The sequence below is a fragment of the Limnospira sp. PMC 1279.21 genome, from assembly GCF_032349615.1.
GTDB lineage: Bacteria > Cyanobacteriota > Cyanobacteriia > Cyanobacteriales > Microcoleaceae > Limnospira > Limnospira fusiformis.
On sequence record NZ_JARPLU010000003.1, the window covers coordinates 23,971 to 40,007 of the forward strand.

General features: G+C 41.2%; 12 protein-coding genes. 10 read left to right on the plus strand and 2 right to left on the minus strand.

Features of this window, described 5'->3' with window-relative positions; all coding sequences use genetic code 11:
• Positions 1 to 100 precede the first annotated feature (100 nt).
• From P5683_RS00890 to P5683_RS00900, 3 genes are all read left to right on the plus strand, one after another.
• Positions 101 to 535: a hypothetical protein gene (locus P5683_RS00890; protein WP_006621624.1), complete on the plus strand. Its 435-nt coding sequence runs from the start codon at positions 101 to 103 to the stop codon at positions 533 to 535.
• A gap of 178 nt (positions 536 to 713) precedes the next feature.
• A complete protein-coding gene (locus P5683_RS00895) occupies positions 714 to 2,294 on the plus strand; it encodes a hypothetical protein (protein WP_369076477.1) in 1,581 nt (526 codons plus the stop codon).
• Between the two features lie 20 nt (positions 2,295 to 2,314).
• Positions 2,315 to 2,665, plus strand: coding sequence for a multidrug efflux SMR transporter (locus P5683_RS00900; protein WP_006621622.1), 351 nt, complete (start codon positions 2,315 to 2,317; stop codon positions 2,663 to 2,665).
• A 206-nt stretch (positions 2,666 to 2,871) separates the two neighbouring features.
• Here P5683_RS00900 and serS read toward each other — a convergent pair whose 3' ends face one another.
• A complete protein-coding gene (gene serS, locus P5683_RS00905) occupies positions 2,872 to 4,167 on the minus strand; it encodes a serine--tRNA ligase (RefSeq protein WP_006621621.1) in 1,296 nt (431 codons plus the stop codon).
• Between the two features lie 392 nt (positions 4,168 to 4,559).
• Here serS and P5683_RS00910 point away from each other — a divergent pair, with 392 nt between their 5' ends.
• The 7 genes from P5683_RS00910 (at position 4,560) to P5683_RS00940 (ending at position 14,231) form a co-directional block, all read left to right on the plus strand.
• A complete protein-coding gene (locus tag P5683_RS00910; RefSeq protein WP_006621620.1) occupies positions 4,560 to 5,873 on the plus strand; it encodes an ABC transporter substrate-binding protein in 1,314 nt (437 codons plus the stop codon).
• Positions 5,874 to 5,883: 10 nt separating this feature from the next.
• A complete protein-coding gene (locus P5683_RS00915; protein WP_006621619.1) occupies positions 5,884 to 6,801 on the plus strand; it encodes a carbohydrate ABC transporter permease in 918 nt (305 codons plus the stop codon).
• A 3-nt stretch (positions 6,802 to 6,804) separates the two neighbouring features.
• Positions 6,805 to 7,677 carry a carbohydrate ABC transporter permease gene (locus P5683_RS00920; RefSeq protein ID WP_006621618.1) on the plus strand — a complete coding sequence of 291 codons (873 nt, stop codon included), beginning with the start codon at positions 6,805 to 6,807 and terminating at the stop codon, positions 7,675 to 7,677.
• 36 nt (positions 7,678 to 7,713) lie between these two features.
• Entirely contained in the window at positions 7,714 to 8,778 is a 1,065-nt protein-coding gene (locus P5683_RS00925; RefSeq protein ID WP_315638823.1) for an ABC transporter ATP-binding protein, read from the plus strand.
• Positions 8,779 to 8,884: 106 nt separating this feature from the next.
• The gene (locus P5683_RS00930) at positions 8,885 to 9,088 is read left to right on the plus strand and encodes a DUF751 family protein (protein WP_006621616.1); all 204 of its coding nucleotides are present in this window, start codon (positions 8,885 to 8,887) and stop codon (positions 9,086 to 9,088) included.
• A 90-nt stretch (positions 9,089 to 9,178) separates the two neighbouring features.
• On the plus strand, positions 9,179 to 12,970 hold the full coding sequence (locus P5683_RS00935) for an ATP-binding protein (RefSeq protein WP_315638821.1): 3,792 nt from the start codon (positions 9,179 to 9,181) through the stop codon (positions 12,968 to 12,970).
• Positions 12,971 to 13,034: 64 nt separating this feature from the next.
• Positions 13,035 to 14,231: a hybrid sensor histidine kinase/response regulator gene (locus tag P5683_RS00940; protein WP_006621614.1), complete on the plus strand. Its 1,197-nt coding sequence runs from the start codon at positions 13,035 to 13,037 to the stop codon at positions 14,229 to 14,231.
• A 34-nt stretch (positions 14,232 to 14,265) separates the two neighbouring features.
• Here the strand turns inward: P5683_RS00940 and P5683_RS00945 are convergent, their stop codons facing one another.
• A complete protein-coding gene (locus P5683_RS00945; RefSeq protein ID WP_006621613.1) occupies positions 14,266 to 16,026 on the minus strand; it encodes a serine/threonine-protein kinase in 1,761 nt (586 codons plus the stop codon).
• Positions 16,027 to 16,037: the final 11 nt, after the last annotated feature.

Here is a 16,037-nt window from a genome sequence, read left to right on the forward strand (position 1 = left end):
ATAGATTGACAGATAGTGGTCAATAAATGGATCTGATGATTAGGGGTTCTGTCCCTAATGGCGATCGCTTGTTGGGTAAGTTTTGCAGAAAAAAATAACCATGAATATTCACCGATTTTGGCTAATTATGCTAGGAATTTTGGTAGGGGTATCCCCTGGGTCTTTAACCGTGATGCCAACACCTATGGCGCGCGCCCAAACTACCCGCCGAGAATTGCAACTTAGTCAAACTGGTAGTGGGATTTATTCCGTTAATAGTCGCTTTCAAGAATCTATTACCGCCGCCTCTATTAATGTTGATAGCAGTGGTAATGCTGAACTAACCTTTTGGGATAGTCGGGAAAATCCGGTCAAGTTAACGGGTAATATAGCCCGCGAAACGGCTTCTGGTTTGGAGATGACAATTACTGGGGCGACAATTCCCGGAGTTATCGGAACTGCCAATATTCGCTATAATTCCCACAATGAGATTAGTTCTATTTTTGTGGCTGGAACTATCGAAGGACAGCGATTTTCTATTAATTTTAGTCAGTAGAATTGGCTGGAACTATTAATATCTTAATAGCTGGCTATCGGGGTAATTTGCCGTCAATTTTTATGGGTATACTGACCATGAATTTGATGTTAAAATAAAGTTCTAATTGGTTTTAAACAAAATGATAAAATCCCAAAACCAGACGGATTCCTGGTTAAAATGGCACGCAATCACTTTAATTTCTGGCTGGATTTTAACAGCGATCGCCTATGGAAACATCATCAACTCTTTTTTCTTATCGGATGATTTTAACTGGATTTATCAAATCAAAACCAGAGGTGTATTTGGTGTCTGGACAACCCCACCAGATGTGTTTTTTCGTCCCCTAATTTCCCTAACTCTATTTGCTGATTATCAACTGTGGGAACTGAACCCCCTTGGTTATCACCTCACCAACTTATTTTTCCATGGCTTAAATGCTTTTCTGGTTTATGCAATGTCTCGGCTGTTGTTTAGGGGTGCAGATCTAGCCGGAAAATTAATTAATATTTTCTCCCTAGTCTCCGGCTTTATTTTCATTATTCTTCATAGTCATGTTGAAGCTGTTACCTGGATATCAGCCAGATCCGATCTCGTCGCTACTTGCTTTGGCTTGGCGGCATTTTGTGGTTATCTTAAATATAAAGAAACCGACAATAACCGATTATTTTTTATATCATATATCCTATTTTTTCTGGGTTTACTATCCAAAGAATCAGTCATTATTTACCCAGGATTAGTATTGTTATATGAATTATATAATTACCTGAATAAAAACAATTATATTAATTTATTAAAAATACTATATTTGCCGCTAATGTATGCCTCGGTTTTGCCAATTTATTTGGGGCTAAGATACTTGGGAATTAGACAATTTTTAGGAGGCTACGGAAGCGGGGTTCACACCAACTTTAATCTTGACATTATCCAGCGAGGTTTGGCTTCTAGCCTCAGAATTATCATTCCCCCACTTCCTAATATTCCAGAAGAAAACTGGGTGATATTTTTTGCCATATTCATGACCATTATTTGTACTTTTGTGGTCGTCTGTTTGTGCCGACAAGGGGTTTATATATTAATTGCAAAATTAGCAATTCTTTTGTTAGGATTATTTGGCACTTCTTTATTACCTGTGATTAATATTCGCATTTCCTTGTCCAATACAGAAGGGGAAAGACTCCTATATTTACCATCGGCATTTTTGGTGATTTTATTGGTATTAGTTATTGGTGTTTCTCTGGCTAGATTTCGTGTACTTTTAGCTATTCAATTCATGATTATATCAATCATTTTATCTTATTATTTGTATAGCTTTAATCAAAACTGGAATTTAGCCGGGAACATAGCTAAACAAGTAATTGAAAGCATTGATCAGGAAATCCAAGGACGCAGAATGTTTTTAATTAATATACCAGACAACTTAAATGGAGTCTATATTTATCGCAATGGCTTATATGCTGCTGGCCAACTTTTTGCAGAGTCAGAAATTGAATTACTCAACAATGCCACATTTAACAATTTGATTAATCCCTCGAATGCTTTAAATATTAACCGCATTGGCGATCGAGAATACTGGGTTAAACTATTATCACCCGGTACTTATTTTATGAATGTGCATATTCCCTTTGACCAAAGATTAGAAACCCAAAACTTTATAATTTCTGATGTGGATTTTCAGACTATGCAATCTTTTCGCATTCAAATAAAAGACAGGATTCAACCTGGGGAAGTAGGTTATTACTCTGGCGGCAGAGTCATTAACACTAAATGGCTAGAATAAATTAGGTTAAATGGTATCCTATGAATTTTTATTTAAGTGGTTGGGGATTTTTGATTTTGGCAGCAATTAATAACTGTGTCGGTAGTCTGCTGTTAAAAAAATCGCGACTGGTAGCTACCGATCCAAGTTTGTTAACTCTGTTGCTTTCTCCCTGGTTTATCGGTGGCATTATGGTCTATGGAGTTAATGTGATTTTATTTGCGAAAGCATTAGATCAGCTTCCGGTTTCGACTGCTTATCCAATTTTTGCCGGAATTAGCTTTACTTTAATTGCGATCGCCGGAAATTTACTATTTGGTGAAAGATTTGATTTGAATCAGTGGATCGGACTTTCCCTAATTTTTACTGGTATCATTATTATGTCTCGCTGAAGAATGTCTATGGTTGAGATTATGGTTAAAGAATTAATTGAACCTGTAAATTCGCTAATTCGTGTTTTAAAATTCATGGTGATCTTTACAATTCACTAACCAAATTTTACCAATAGCTGATATTCAGAAACAAGTTAATTTTTATCTTGGGGTTAAGCCTAAGCAAAACCCCACTCTTTTTTTTAAGTTAACATACCAGCCAAATTTTACAAAACCTCTCGCCCCAAATAAGGCTGTAAAACCTCCGGAACCTTAACGCTTCCATCCGGCTGCTGATAGTTTTCTAAAACGGCAGCCATAGTTCGTCCAACCGCCAATCCCGAACCATTTAAAGCATGAACAAACTCCGTTTTCTTTTTCTTTTTCTTGGGGTCGCCTTTGGCTTCCCGGAACCGAATATTGGCACGTCTGGCTTGAAAATCTTTAACATTAGAACAACTCGAAATTTCTCGGTAAGTTCCTGCTGAAGGTAGCCATACTTCTAAATCATAACATTTAGCTGCTGCAAATCCCAAATCTCCCGTACACAATTCTATCACACGATAGGGTAATTTTAAAGCCTGTAAAATACCTTCAGCATCCGCCACTAATTTTTCATGTTCTAACTCCGAAGTCTCTGGGTGTACTAATTTCACCAATTCCACTTTATTAAACTGATGCAGTCTAATTAGACCTCTGGTATCCTTTCCATAGCTTCCCGCCTCCCGCCGAAAACAGGGAGTAAATGAACAGTGATAAATGGGGAGTTGTTCACTTTCTAAAATTTCATCACGATATAGGTTAACTACCGGAACTTCTGAAGTAGGAATTAACCATAAATCGTCATCAGCACATTTAAAACTTTCTTCCGCAAATTTAGGTAATTGACCTGTAGCAGTTAAAGATATACTATTCACTAGCAGGGGTGGTATAACTTCTAAATAGCCATTAGCTGTGTGGGTATCCAGCATAAATTGAACTAATGCGCGTTCTAATGCCGCGCCAGCCCCCACTAAGCTAACAAAACGACTTTGGGCAATCTTTACCCCTCGTTCAAAGTTAAGAATTCCTAGCTTTTCTCCGATTTCCCAATGGGGTAAAATCTCGGCATTTTGGAGTTTATATTCATCTCCCCAGCGGCGTACTTCCACATTTTCGGCTTCACTTTTTCCCTCTGGGGTGGTGTCACTAGGAAGGTTTGGTAAAGGAAGTAATAGGCTAATAATTTGCGATTCTAGGTCTTTTTCTTGGGGTTCTAAGTCACTTAACTGGGACTTGATTTGCTGTCCTTCTTCCCTCAATGCTTGAATTTCTGGCCCTTTGGGGTCGGTTCCAGATTTGATTTTTTCTCCTACAAGTTTACCGATCTCGTTGCTGCGGGTTTCTAGTTGAATGCGTTGCTGTTCAAGTTCCCGCCGTTTTTCATCTAATTCTAAGATGGCTTCTAGGTCATAGTTTCCTCGACGGTTGAGGCGTTGTTGAATCTCTTGTGAATTTTCCCGAATCAGTTTAATGTCTAACACTGGTCTTTCCTAAATTATCAAGGTCTGATTAATTAATCTTCAGAAGATTTTACTAGCCTCGTGTCTATAAGTCAATCTAATTTTTATTCTAGTGGTTGGGTCAGCGATCGCCAGATGATAATTAATGGCTAAAAATATTTTTTAATTAGGTGATATTATCTTACCTTAAAGATTAATAGCATCAATCAATCTGATGTGTGTCAGATTATACAGAAATTTTCCGATGGCCACCCCCTAAATATTAAGTAATCTAAAGTTGCCTTGCCATAATCCTCAAAAATTTGTATAATCATAACCCAAGTGAACTCTAACCTGCATTTGATACCAGGGTAAATCAGGTCTATCTCCAGATATAGGGATTGTTTCCGGTTGTCAATTGCAAAAATTTAGTAATGTTACAGAAACACAGAATTAATCGTCAAATCAATAGCCGCTTACTTCATCTAAAATATTCGAGATTTTGGCGAAATTTGGGATTAGCGATCGCCAGTTTATTAGCGGTATTGTGCGTTATTATTCCCGCCTTTAGCCAACAACCCGTAACCGTGAGGGTGTTAGTCCAAGCCTTGGAAGCAGCCCAATGGCAACCCCTGGTTAAAGACTTTAATGAAAACCACGAAAATATCCGCCTAGAAGTCATCAGCGGCCCCAATAACACCAATTTAGTCGAAGACCTATATACCTCGGCTTTTTTACTCGGAGATTCTCCCTACGATCTCGCTTATATGGATATCGTTTGGGTACAAAAGTTTGCAGCAGCCGGGTGGTTATCTGATTTATCGAATCGGGTGACTCCAGGACAGTTACAGGCGTATTTAGAAGGGGATATTGACGGGGGACGCTATCAAGATAAACTTTACCGAATGCCTTTCCGTACAGACGGAGGAATGCTGTATTATCGGACTGATTTATTAGAAAAAATTGGCGCAGAACCTCCGGACACTTTCGATGAATTAATAGAGATATCCCAAAGGCTACAAGAAGAAGATTTAGCCCAATGGGGTTATTTGTGGCAAGGTAGACAATATGAAGGTTTATCGGCTATGTTTACCGAAATTTTAGAAGGTTCTGGAGGATTTTGGATCGACCCAGATACCCAAGAAGTCGGGTTAGATAAACCGGAAGCGATCGCCGCTGTGCAATTTCTCCGAGATACCATTACCAAAAACATTTCTCCCCCTGGAGTTACCACCTACGCCGAAGAAGAAACCCGCCGCCTATTTGAAAGTGGTAATACTGCCTTTTTAAGAAACTGGCCTTATGTTTATTCCCTCGCCTCCAACTCAGACATAGCCGGAAATTTTGCCATTAAACCAATGGTACACGCCCCCGGTAAAAATAGTGGTGCTTGTTTAGGAGGTTGGGGATTTGGCATTGCCTCCACTTCTCGCCATAAAGACGAAGCCTGGGCGGTTATCAACTTCTTTAATAAACCAGAAGTTCAGCGCAAATATTTTTTAGAAACTGGTTATGTTCCCTCCAGAATATCTCTATTTAATGACCCGCCATTAGTCGAGAAGTTTCCCTATCTTCCCAACTTATTGGAAGTAGTGCAGAACCCAGTTTTAAGGCCTCCGATCGCTCAATATGCCCAGGCTTCTGATATTTTGCAACGGTATCTCAGCGCCGCCCTAACCGGAAGCAGAACCCCAGAACAAGCCATGCAAGCTGCCTCCAATGAAACCCGCGCCTTGTTGAATCGATAACTAATTAATCATGAATGAAAGAATTAACAATCAGATGGAACGCCAAGAGAAACTCACCGGATGGATCTTAATAGCACCAGCTTTGATAATTCTTGGCTTTGTGTTTATTTATCCGATAGGTAGGGCATTTTGGTTGAGTTTATTTACCAATAATTTAGGCACTCAATTACAACCAATTTTTGCGGGATTATCCAACTATCAGCGCCTAATTGGAGATGGTCGATTTTGGCAAACCATGTGGAATACTAGCGTTTTTACCATCATCTCTATTTTCTTAGAATTGGTGATTGGTATGGGCATCGCATTAGTGCTAAATCAAGCCTTTTTTGGGCGAGGTTTTGTCCGCACATCTTCCCTAATTCCTTGGGCGTTACCTACAGCCGTGATGGGGTTAGCTTGGGCGTGGATTTTTAATGATCAGTATGGGGTAGTTAATGATATTCTGACCCGCTTAGGATTCATTGATAGCCCCATTACTTGGCTAGGCGATCCTACCCGCGCCATGTTAGCTATGATTATCGCTGATGTGTGGAAAACCACCCCTTTTATTGCCATTATTCTCCTAGCTGGTTTGCAGTCGATTTCTAGTGATTTATACGAAGCCCATGCTATTGATGGCGCTAACCAGTGGCAGAGTTTTTGGCAAATTACCATCCCCTTAGTTATGCCTCAAATTATCATTGCTTTACTGTTTCGGTTTGCCCAAGCATTTGGTATTTTTGACTTGGTGCAAGTCATGACTGGCGGGGGACCCGGTGGGGCTACAGAAACCGTGTCTATTTATATCTATGCTACGGTGCGCCGATATCTGGATTTTGGCTATGGTGCTGCCTTGGTTGTAGTCACCTTTTTACTGCTGATTTTAGCTGTGGCGATCGCTGCCTTTTTCCTATCAAGAACTCGCTTAAATGTTATGGGAGGTAAATAATCAATGACCGTTGCTAATCAATCCTCAGAAACTGATAGCAAAAGCCAAATCAACTGGGGTCGGATTTTTCTGTGGATAGGTGTGATTCTCACCATCATATTTTGTCTAGCGCCCGTGTTATGGCAGTTGCTAACTTCTTTAAAAACCAATGAATCTATTTCCACCATTCCCAATGTTTATTTTCCCAGTCTGGATCAACTCACCTTTCAACACTATCAAAGTTTAGGCTGGCACTTTCTGCGCTATGTGTTTAATAGTGCTTTAGTTTCGCTCATTTCAACCTTTCTATGTTTAGGAGTTGGGGCCCCCGCCGCCTACACCCTAACTAGATTAAAAATACCCGGAGAAAATGTGATCCTCGGCTTTGTCCTAATTATCAGTTTGTTTCCCTATGTTCTCCTATTTTTAGGGTTGCTGGAAATTGTCAAATTTATGGGATTAGGTAACAACTACATCGCCCTAATTATCCCCTACACTGCCATTAATTTACCCCTGACAATTTTGGTCTTGAGAAGTTTTTTCCAACAACTACCAAAAGACCTAGAAGACTCCGCCAAAATTGACGGATATGGAACCGTTGGGATGCTGTTACAGATAGTTCTACCCATGACCATACCTGCTTTAGTAACCACCGGAATTCTCACCTTTATTTTCGCCTGGAATGAGTTTATTTTTGCTCTCACCTTTATCAGCCGCGAAGAAATGTATACCATTCCGGTAGCCGTTGCACAAATTGGAGGTGCATCTATTTTTGAAATCCCCTATGGTCCTATTGCTGCTGCTACCGTAACTGGAACTATTCCCCTGGTTATTTTAGTGTTAATGTTCCAACGTCGTATTGTTCAAGGAATCACAGCCGGCGCTGTCAAAGGCTAAAATCACCTCAATCACTGTTCTGTAATTATCGAAATCATGGCTAAATTAGAACTCAAAAACCTGCGTAAACAATTCGCTCATAATGTCATCCCCGTTAAAGATGTAAGTGTTAATGTTAATGATGGGGAGTTTCTCACTCTTCTGGGTCCCTCTGGTTGTGGGAAATCAACCCTATTAAGGATGATTGCTGGGTTAGATGAACCCACCCAGGGTCAGGTAATTTTAGGGGGAGAAGATTTAACCAATATTCCCCCTGGTAAACGCAATATGGCGATGGTATTTCAGAGTTATGCGTTATATCCTCACATGACGGTTTATGAAAACATTTCAACCTCTTTGAAATTGCGGAAAGTTGATAGCATAGAAATTGAAAAACGGGTTAATGATGTATCGAACCGTTTGGGAATTCAACATCTATTAGAGCGTAAACCCGGACAACTTTCGGGGGGTCAGCGTCAGCGGGTGGCTTTAGCCCGATCGCTAGTCCGTAACCCTGATGTTTTCCTGTTAGATGAACCTCTGAGTAATTTGGATGCGCTGTTGCGGGAACAAGTCCGCGCCGACCTCAAACAGTTATTTGAATCTCAACAAAAACCTGTGGTTTATGTCACCCATGACCAAACGGAAGCCATGACTCTTTCTAGTAAAATTGCGGTACTTTATGATGGGTATTTGCAGCAGTTAGCCTCTCCTACTGAGATTTATATGCAGCCGGCTAATCGGTTTGTAGCCGGATTTGTGGGGAGTCCTCAAATGAATTTATTAACCTTAGACTGTCACGAAAATCAGGCAATTTTAGGAGAGTTTGGTTTAACTTTACCTTATTTACAAACTTCCCCAAAAGCTGTGGTTTTTGGGATTCGTCCAGAGGATGTATCTTTAGGAGAAGAAGCCGATGCCGATCTAGTTGAAGGACAGGTCTATTTAATTGAAGACTTGGGGAAAGAAAAACTTTTGAGTGTCCGCATTAACGGCTCTGAACAAACTCTGCGGGCGGTGATTCCGGCTGACCTACTTTGGGAAAGTGAACAGGTAAAATTAAGCCTATCTCGACAACAGATGCACTGGTTTGATCTCGAATCAGGCGATCGCCTAAATTAACCCAATTTTTGACGACATCCCTAGGGGCAACTAGCAACAGTTGCCCAGTTAATTAATTATAATGGTATACTGATGTCACTCCCTAGCCATTTAATTAGATTAACCTATGCAAGACTTTTTTCAGAATGTATCCCGCTATCCCCGCTACCTGATCACCTTTACTCTGGGGATTTTTTATTTCCTGTTTGAACGTCTCAAACCTCTTTTAAACCGTCCCGTGACAGCGATCGCCCTGTTAGGTTTACTGATAAGTGTCTTCTTATTTACCTACTTTACCCTCAAAGGAATGTTAGGCTTGAATGCAGTTTAGGCTAAAACCTGATAGTTTATAGATAGGGAAGTTGGGACTAAAATTAGCTCTCAACTTCCCCTATTATATCATATAATCACTCACCTAGCTATGATGCGTATCCCCAAAATGTGGTCTATCCGTCGTCGCTTAATTACCGGGATATCCTCTAAAATATCGCTGCGGGGACTGTTAGTTATCCCTTTTGTCGTCCAAATTTTTGCCACTGTTGGTGTCGTGGGATATCTGTCTTTCAAAAACGGACAGAAAGCCGTTGATGATTTAGCCCATCGGTTGATTGTCGAAATTGTAACTCGCATTGAAGAAAATATAACTCACTACTTAGAAATTCCTTTTATAGTAGGTCAGGATATTCAAGATACCGTAGCTTTGGGATTATTAGATATTGAAGATTTATCAGGATGGGAATTGTATTTCTGGAGAAAAGCCAAGTTTTTTGAATCAATTGATATTATTTCTATTGGTAATAAGCAGGGAGAATATCGCTCAACTGCCCGCACTCAAGATGGTCAATTACAAGTAGGAATTGCTGGGGCATCTACCAACTTTGATTTATATCGCTACAATAGCTTAGAGGCAATTAATAGGCAACCACCAGATTATATTGATCCCGATTATAATCCCCATGAGCGACCCTGGTATCTGGTGGCGATCGGCACTGATCAACCTGTTTGGAGCCCAATTTATACCCGGTTTGAACCCCCCCCAATTCTGCAAATTAGTGCTAGTCAAATTATTTATTCTTCCCCTGATTCCACGGAAGCTGATGGAGTCATGAGTATTGTCATCAGTCTGTCTTATATTAGTCAAGTTTTGAAGAGTTTAGATATTGGAGAAACCGGAGAGGCATTTATTATTGATCATGAGGGTTTATTAGTAGCAAGTTCTACCTCAGAACCCCTGTTTACACAGGAAGACGATCGCATAATTAGAAAGGCTGCTTTAGTTAGTGCAAACCCTTTAATTCAAGAAATCAGTAAATATTTAAAAGATGAATTTGATAGATTTGATCGCATCGATAATTCTTATTTTAGAAAAATCCCATTTAATGGTGAAACTCAATATATAAAACTGCTACCTTTTCGGGATGAACGAGGTTTAACATGGTTGATTGTGGTGGTGATTCCCGAAGCCGATTTTATGCAAAATATCCAAAATAATACCCGCCTTACCATGGGATTATCGGTGATTGCTTTAGCAGTAGCGATCGCCATAGGATGGATGACCGGAGAGTGGATTACTCGCCCCATTATCGATTTAGCGAAAGCGGCTAACGCCCTATCTAGGGGTAACTGGAATCAGAAAGTTGGAAATAGTTGCACTCAAGAACTCCGCACCCTCGCCAGGTCTTTTAAACAAATGCGGGGACAATTAAAACTTTCCTATAGTCAACTTCAGGAATACTCCTATAGATTAGAACAAAAAGTTGCCGAACGTACTCAACAACTCGAGCAAAAAGTTAAAATTGCCGAAGCCGCAGTCCGAGAACGTAAAGCTGCTGAAGCTGCACTTAGGGAGTCAGAACAAAAATTTTCTACAGCCTTTCATGCAGCCCCTAACCCCATTACAATTAGTCGTCTTGATGATGGTATTCACCTAGAAGTTAATGAAAGTTTTTGCCTAGTCACCGGATACAATGCGGAAGAAATTATCAATCGCACCCTGGACGAACTCAACCTATGGGTATATTCTTATCAACGGTCAGAGATGTTGGATATTATAGCCCAAAATCGTCAAGTCCGCAACTTTGAACTAGAATTTAGAACTAAAAATGGCGAGATTAGAAGCGGATTAGTTTCGGCAGATATCATTAATTTAAACAGCCAAGAATGTCTACTTACTAGCAGTAATGATATCACCGATCGCCGTCGAGCGGAAGAAGCTCTCCGCCGCCAATTTGAGAGAGAAAGACTGCTGCGACAAATCACCGAGGAACTCAGATCTAGCCTAGATCCCCAGCAAATTTTTCAAACTGCAGCCAACCGTATTGGTCAAACTTTCGGAGTCGATCGCTGTACGATTTACACTTATTTATCTAGCCCCACACCCCAAATTAAAGCCGTTGCCGAATATTTAAAATGCGAGTATCCCCCGATTTTAAATCAGGAATATCCCCTCGAAGATTATCCCTATATTGACAGGATTCTTAGTCAGGATATCGCCATCACTCACGAAAATATTAACACAGATAAAAACCTACAAGGAGCCTTAGAGTTTTGCCAGCAATTTGAGATCAAATCTCTTTTAGCTATCCGCACATCCTATCATAGTGAACCCAACGGCGCAATTTATCTAAGTCAATGTAGCAACAGTCGCACCTGGACAGATGAAGAAATCGACCTTTTAGAATCAGTAGCTGCTAAAATGGGAATAGCCCTCGCCCAAGCCAATTTATTAGAACGAGAAAAACAACAAAGGCTGAAACTAGCTACCCAAAATATTGCCCTAGAAGAAGCCAGACGCGCTGCCGATGCTGCGAACCGTGCCAAAAGTACATTTTTAGCCAATATGAGCCATGAATTAAGAACCCCCCTTAATGCGATTCTGGGGTTTAGTCAATTGATGTCTGATAACCCCATATTTGCTGAAGGTTCCCAGGAATTAGCAATTATTAATCGCAGTGGGGAACACCTCCTAGAACTCATTAATGATATTCTAGATTTATCCAAAATTGAAGCGGGAAAAATCACTTTAGAACTTCATCCTTTTGACCTGCATAGGCTTCTGGAAACCTTGGAAGAAATGTTTAAATTAAAAGCAGCCCATAAAGATATTGTATTAAATATTAATCGCCCCTTATATTTGCCTCGGTATCTGTTAGGTGATGAGAAAAAGCTGCGACAAGTTTTAATCAATTTACTCGCCAATGCTATTAAATTTACGACCGCAGGGGAAGTGACATTATACACTAAGACTCTACCGACACCTAAAGATGCTCAGACAGACTCTAATACTGTACTGATGCAGTTTATAGTTGAAGATACGGGGGCAGGAATTTCGAGGGAGGAAATCGATGCTTTATTTGATGCTTTTGTGCAAACAGAAACGGGTAAATCTTCTCAGGAAGGAACCGGGTTAGGGTTGCCAATTAGTCGAAAATTTGTGCAGTTGATGGGAGGAGATATTACAGTTGATAGCACTATGGGTGTGGGGAGTAAATTTATTTTTGAGATTCCCTTAGATTTAGCTACAGTCCAGCCGTTGATTATTACTCCTATGTGTAGCCGGAAAATTGCCATTGAATCTGATGGTCAAAATTACAGGATTTTGGTAGTGGATGAAGTGCCAGAAAATCGACTATTGGTAGCTAGAATTATAGAAACTTTAGGATTTGAGGTTTTGGAAGCAGAAAATGGTCGGGAGGCGATCGCCACTTGGGAAAGTCATAAACCCCAACTAATTTGGATGGATATGCGGATGCCAATTATGGATGGCTATGAGGCGACCCGCCAAATTCGATCGCGCCCCTTTGGTGATACAGTTAAAATAATTGCTCTCACCGCCAGCGCCCTAAGTGAACAGGAGGTAGATATTATCAATGCTGGCTGTGATGATATCCTACGCAAACCTTTTCAGAATCCTGATTTACTGGAAAAAATGGCAATTCATTTAGGTCTGCGCTACCGTTATCTGATGGAACCTAACCCCCCTAGCGTCTCTTCTCAATCACTGCGCGCGCTGACACCGCAGGCTTTAATGGTTATGTCTTTTGATTGGCTAAAACGGCTTCATAAGGCGGCAATTTCTGGGGATGATGCGGAGGTATTCCAATTAATTACTGAAATTCCCGAATCGGAAACGGAATTAGTGGCCACTCTCACGGAGTTGGTAAATAATTTTCGATTAGATACAATAAATGATGTTACGAAAACTTTGATTTGATCGGAAAGCAGATCCGATGCTGCCCTAGGGTCATAGTAATAGTTTTATTATAGGGATTGCGAATATGAGTCGTGATATTAGTTCCGAGTTTCAACCGGATATTTTGATTGTTGATGATATTCCCGAGAACCTCCGCCTCCTCTCCCAAATGTTGCTAGAACAGGGCTATAAAGTCCGTAAGGCTATCAATGGTCAGCGGGCGCTACAGGCTGTAGAAGCGGAAACACCTGATTTAATTTTACTGGATATTATGATGCCAGAATTAGACGGTTATCAGGTAGCTAAATATTTAAAAGATGACCCGACAACTCGGGAGATTCCTATTATTTTTCTGAGTGCGTTGAGTGATACTATGGATAAGGTATTAGCTTTTGATGTGGGAGGGGTAGATTATATTACTAAACCCTTTCATGTTCAGGAAGTATTGGCTAGGGTGAGAACTCAATTAACCATTAGTCAACAAAAACAGCAATTAATCACCCAAAATCAGCAATTAGAGCGAGAAATTAGGGAGCGCCAAAAGATAGAATCTGCCCTGCGAATTTATATTCATGCGATGTCCCATGATTTACGAAATCCGGTTACTGGAATGTTAATGGTGCTGCAAAATCTCCTCAAAAAAATACCAGAAAATTATGATGAATTACCTGTAGCCCCATCAATTTTAAAGCGTATGGCTAACAGTTGCACTCGCCAATTGGCTTTGATTAATTCCCTAGTGCAAACCAGCAATATAGAATTAAAGGGGATTCATTTAAATTGTCAATCCTTAAATTTGCGTCACTTTACTAACAGATTATCCCTGGAATTAGAGCTAATCTTACAAAAAGAACAGGCGGCAATTAATAATCAAATATCGGAAAATTTACCCTCGGTTAACGCTGACCCTAATCAGCTATGGAGGGTTTTTGATAATCTGTTATCTAATGCGATTAAATATAATCCTCCTGGTATTATCATCACTCTGTCAGCGGAGTTGATTACAGAAGTTATCTCCCCTAAAAATACCCGGGTTAAGTTAGTCCGATGCACTGTTCAAGACAATGGTAATGGTATGAGTGAACAGGAATTAGAGGGGATTTTTGATTTATATAAACGGGGGCGAACTGTGGGGAATATTCAAGGGTTAGGTTTGGGTTTATATTTGTGTCGGCAAATTATCAACGCCCACGGTGGTAAAATCGGGGCGATCGCCACTCCGAAGGAAGGGGCAACATTCTGGTTTACTTTACCTATATTTGATGATAAACTATACAGATAAACAATTCTCTCAGCGGGGGGATTATTGCTGATGTCTATTTCCATCCTATCAGGCGTAAAATCGGGATAATTGTATAGTGAATTACTGCCAAAGATAAAGCTATAGTGCAGCCCAATAAACCCACAAAAGTAATAGCATACCTGAACTGTACCCACTCGGCTATCAGACTGACTTGGGGAAATTGTAATAGATAAATGGGCAGGATATTCAAGTTAGCTAAACCCCAAAAAATAGCGCTGGTGGCGCTGGCGGAAACGATCGCATAAACCGAGCGATGGCTTTTCCAATCCAATCCCCAGGTTAAAATCACGGTAGTCATTCCTATACAAAACCATCTCGCCATAGCCAAATTGCCAAACCCTGGCACTAGGGAGATGGTACTGATAATGCGCCACAGTAACCCCCCCGTTAAATATCCGAATACACCCATCACGCCCGCCCATTTATAGTGACGGCGTTGCTGAAAACCTGCGCCATCGGTCAAGCCTAAACCTGTGCCTAATCCGGCTAAACTTAACACTATAATTTCCGCGCCCAAATTGTTAGATAGATGACTAAACAACAGGGGTAAAGAAGGCTTGAGTAAATCCCCTAATATTTGACCGAGGGGAGATTGATAGGCTAAAATTAACCCTAACCCCGCCCCCAGCATTCCTCCTGAACTAGCCAACCCGATTTGCCAAAGGGTTTCGGTGATAGCCTGAGATATAGCCAGGAGGCTGCGCCCAACCAATTTCAATCCCCCCCAGATAATGCGATCGACTTCAATTAATGCAGTTTTGATGACATCAAGAAACAGTTGAGGAAAGGACATCATCCGGCGGGGATGCCTTTTCATCCTGGCGATGCGGAATAGATAGGTTTGAATATCATCAGCATTTTGGGGGCGCTCATTCACATCATTTTCGACCATACAATCAAGTAATTCGGCAAAGCCGGGAGTCACGGCCACCCGATGTTGCCATTGCAATTTTCCGGTCATGGGGTCTTCAAGTTCGGCGGGAAACAGACCCGTTAACAGGTGGATACAGGTTCGCCCCAAAGCATAAAAATCGGTGGCCGGAGTTATGGCGGCCCCAACTATTTGCTCCGGGGGACTATAACCGGGAGAAACTAGGCGGGTGTGGCTTCTGGGGGTAGTTTCTCGATCGCTATGGACTAAAGTCCCAATTTGTTTCGCGCCGCCAAAGTCAATCATCACCAAGGGACTATCCGCAAGCTGGCTGTAGTCGAGGGTTTGCGGGTGGGGTAAACGCAACATCAGGTTAGACGGTTTCAGGTCTCGGTGTACAATTCCCCGTTTGTGTAACTCCCGCAAAATATCCAAAGCCTGATGCAGCCACAGCATGACCAACTCTTCAGGACAGCCTTGGGGATATTCGGCGAGAATTTCCTCGAGAGTAAGGCCGTTAATTTTTTCCATGATTAAGCAGGGAAGTTGTAAGGGGTTACGGTTGCGTCTTCGTAGGAAAAAATAGCCGTCTGGGACTACCCGTGGGACTCCCGAATGCTGTAGGGATGCCAAAACTCTGGCTTCTTGTTCAAATAATTCTAGGGCTTTGGGGTCGGGTTGCACGAGGACTTTCAGGACTTTTTCGGATTGGGTTTTCAAGTCCCAAATGGTGTACAGCCTGGAAAAGCCGCCACTTCCTAGACTGTTTAAGGGAATATAGCGATCGTTGAGTTGCAATGGCGCACCGCAACTTTGACAAAACCTATTACCCCAAGGCTGGCCATGGGGTTTAGGGCATTTGGGGTTAATACAGTGAACAGTAGATGAAACGGGATGTTCCACGATAGCGACCT